2 protein-coding genes and 1 pseudogene are annotated in these 3,395 nt (G+C 60.0%); all 3 read right to left on the bottom strand.

Features of this window, described 5'->3' with window-relative positions; genetic code table 11:
- Positions 1–245 precede the first annotated feature (245 nt).
- A pseudogene (locus DBR30_RS12100) lies at positions 246–707 on the bottom strand (2Fe-2S iron-sulfur cluster-binding protein); the annotation flags it as partial.
- Positions 708–1,238: 531 nt separating this feature from the next.
- Positions 1,239–2,450: an EAL domain-containing response regulator gene (locus tag DBR30_RS12095; protein ID WP_005353540.1), complete on the bottom strand. Its 1,212-nt coding sequence runs from the start codon at positions 2,448–2,450 to the stop codon at positions 1,239–1,241.
- Positions 2,443–3,395, bottom strand: a 953-nt coding sequence (locus DBR30_RS22145; RefSeq protein ID WP_258224416.1) for a response regulator, incomplete at its 5' end; no start/stop codon positions are given. The genes DBR30_RS22145 and DBR30_RS12095, both read right to left, overlap by 8 nt.

Below are 3,395 nucleotides of genomic sequence, written 5' to 3'. Positions count from 1 at the left end.
TGGAGCGTTACGGAAAAGGCGTAAATATCAAAGCATGTTTGCATGAGGCGATGGGGCGCCCCATGCAACACGTAATTGGGACATAGCCAACCACAAGTGAGGCCGCCCGGGCCGCTGCCGATAATGGCCACCCGCTTGCCCTTGGCGGGCTTCTTTGCCGGTTGATAGGGGGCAATCTCGGCCAGATCGAGATCCGCGGCGTGACGCTTGAGCTGACGAATGGCCAGCGGCTCATCCACCAGCGCGCGGCGGCACTCCGCCTCACAAAAAGCGGGGCAGACCCGGCCGATGGAGAGGGGCATCGGCAGGGTCTGCTTGATAACGGCCATGGCCGCCTCGTGCTCCCCCATGGCGATGTGATGCAGATAGGATTGAATGTCCACCCCGGCCGGACAGGCGCGCTGGCAGGGGGCTTCGCAATCAGCGTAGTGATCTGCGAGGATGCGGCCGAGCGCCAGCTGGCGGTGCGCGTGCAGGGCATCGCTTTGCGTCGTGATCACCATCCCTGCCTCGGGGCGCGTCTCGCAGGCGCGCCGGATGCCGAGACCGGCAATCTCGACCACGCAGAGATCGCACGGTGTCTTGGGGCCTTTGGTGTTGTCACCGCACAGGTAGGGGATGTCGATCTGGTGCTGTTTGGCTATCTGGAGCAGGGTTCTGGTCGGGTCAACCGTCAACTGAGCCCCATCTAGGGTGATGGTGATCATGGCGTCATAAACTCGCTTTCAAGGCGCAGAAAATGCTGCATCTGGCGGAGCCAGCAGGGGAAGCGACAGGGAGGCCGCTTGCTATACGCTCACCATAACAAAGATTATTTACAACTTTATTTGATTTTAGACAGCTTATTGTTCAAAAGGGAAAACGATTTCAGGTTGTCTTGTCTACCTCATCGGCACGGCGCATCGTTGAGAACTATTCCTGTTAAAGCAGGAGATTCATTGTCTTATTGTCAGTTTATGCATCTAGCAGAAGGGAGGCCGCTCTCGCTCGCGGTAGGTGTGATCCGCCAGTAGTACCATTTTTTATGCAACTTATTTTGCATAAATGGTGACTCAAGGCATGCGGTGCATGCAGAGCAAAGGGGGTGGGTTGCACTCGACTGGATAGACGGGGCTGGAGAGGGGGAGGGCATGCAGTGAGTGGCGAGCCCTAGACAAAGAAAATGGCCACCTTTTCCAAGGTGGCCATTCACGTTGCCGATCGGTGCCCTGTTGGCCCAAAGGGTTGGTTGCGGAAGATCAGCCGGATATCAGGGTGGGCAGCCGGGCTTGCCAGATCTGGTGCCAGTGCTGCAGTTCGCTGCGTGGCATAGGGCGGGCGGTAAAGAAGCCCTGGCAGATATCGCACCCCAGCTTTGCCAGCAGTTGCCAAGTCTGCACATCTTCCACCCCTTCGGCGACTGATTTCAGCCCCAGCTTGCGGGCCAGCTCGATGCTCGATTCGATAATGGCCAGACGGGAGGGGTCGGCATAGCAGCGATCGACAAACGAGCGATCAAGTTTGAGCTCGGTAAACGGCAGCAGCGCCAGCTGCTGCATCGAGGAGTAGCCGGTACCGAAGTCATCGATGGAGAGGCCAAAGCCGTGCATCCGCAGCCGGGTCAGCACCTCCAGTGCCTTGCCGATATCCTCGACAAACGAGCTTTCTGTCACTTCCAGGGTGATCAGCTCGGGATTGACGCCCCAGCGCTGGCACTGGTTGATCAGGAAGTGGCAGAGATCCCCCTCGATCAGCGAGGTGGTTGAGAGATTCATCGACAGATTGAGGGAGAGGCCGGTCTGCCCCCACAGATGGCAATCCTGCAGCGATTTGTTGATGATGACATCGGTCAGCTGATCGATAAGGCCGTTGTTTTCCGCCAGCGGGATAAACATGCCGGGGGAGATCAGCCCATATTCCGGATGCTGCCAGCGGGCCAGCGCCTCCATCCCCACCCACTGGCCGGACGCAAAGCCGACCTTGGGTTGATACCAGGGCAGCAGTTGGTCGTTGTCGAGGGCGCGTTTGAGCTCGTCCACCGAGAGGACGAGGCCATCGTCCTTGCCCGAGGGAGCCGACTTTGGCGCCCAGGAGTCGATCAGCTGGCGCAGTCGCTGCGGGCTGGAGGGTTTTTCGATGCGACCCAGCACATGGAGACCATAGGCCGCGCTCATGCGCAGCACGGCCTCCACCACGTCATCTTCCAGCGCGCTGGAGAGGATGATGCCGCCCCGAAAGCCACCCAGCGAGAGGCGGCGTAGCAGCGCCATGCCATCCATGCCGGGCATCCGCAGATCGCAGAACAGGATGTCGACTGTGTGGCTTTGGCACAGCGCCAGGGCTTCGATGCCGTCTGCGGCCTCCAGCAGTTGCTGATAACCGAGCGCCCGGATCTGGTGCATCAGGGTCTTGCGTTGAAACCCGTGATCCTCGACCACCATGATGACCAACTCGTCTGCCGTTCTACTCATCGAGCCACAATCCCATTTCACGTTCTATATTGTTCATCTGTTCTTCCACTCTTTGTGTCAGCAGCGCGAGCTCGCTCAACTGCTTGAGGCGGGCCGCTGATTCCAGTTGCGCCGCCTGCTCGGCCAGGGAGAGCTCCCCAACCATTCTGGCTGCCCCCTTGATGCGGTGGGCGATCTCCACCAGCTCCTGGCTATCATCGGAGGAGAGCGCGCTCATCATAGCGTGGCAATCTTTCCGGTTGGAGGCCAGATACTCCCTTGCCATGCTTTTGGCAATCCCTTCATCGCCAAACAGATCTTGCCAGCGACCGATCATGTCGAGATTGATGATCTGTCGTGCGGGCACTCTCTCTGTGATCGTAGTCGCGGGCAACCACCGCAGCAGCATCTGGCGCAGTGACTCCAGCGAATAGGGTTTGCACAGCATGCCGTTCATGCCGGCTGCCGTCATATTGGCTGCCGCCTCCTCCGAGGTATCGGCGGTGACGCCGATGATGGGGGCTTGCTCCCCCTGTTCCCGCAGGCGGCGGGTCAGGGTGTAGCCATCCATGTGCGGCATATGGCAGTCGGTGATCAGCAGGGCGAAATCCCGGGTTTGCCAGGCGCGCAACGCCTTCTCGCCATCTTCCACTACCTCGCACTCCACCCCCAGAATCGCTAACTGACGGGTCAGCAGGGCGCGATTGACCAGATGATCATCGGCGACCAGCACCCGCCCGCCCAGTTTTTCGATACTGGCGGCATGGGTGGTCACGGCTCGCCCGGTGATCAGCTCGCTGCAGCTTTCGAGCAACAGATCCGGGTAGAGAGGGGATTGGCCGAGGCGCCACCAGTTCTCCGAGCCCATGCGCCCCCGCAACGCTTCGCGGGGGGAGAGGATGACCCCCTTGAGAGTGCCGGACTGCAGCAAGGTGTGCCAATCGCTCCCCAGACTGGATTCCAGCG

The organism is Aeromonas sp. HMWF017, from assembly GCF_003061465.1.
In the GTDB taxonomy this organism is placed as follows: domain Bacteria; phylum Pseudomonadota; class Gammaproteobacteria; order Enterobacterales; family Aeromonadaceae; genus Aeromonas; species Aeromonas veronii.
This window is presented reverse-complemented; position numbering and strand designations above follow the sequence as displayed.

Bases quoted from the DNA above. Each gene is read 5' to 3' on its own strand.
- DBR30_RS12095 (WP_005353540.1), bottom strand. From the start codon at position 2,450: ATGAGTAGAACGGCAGACGAGTTGGTCATCATGGTGGTCGAGGATCAC.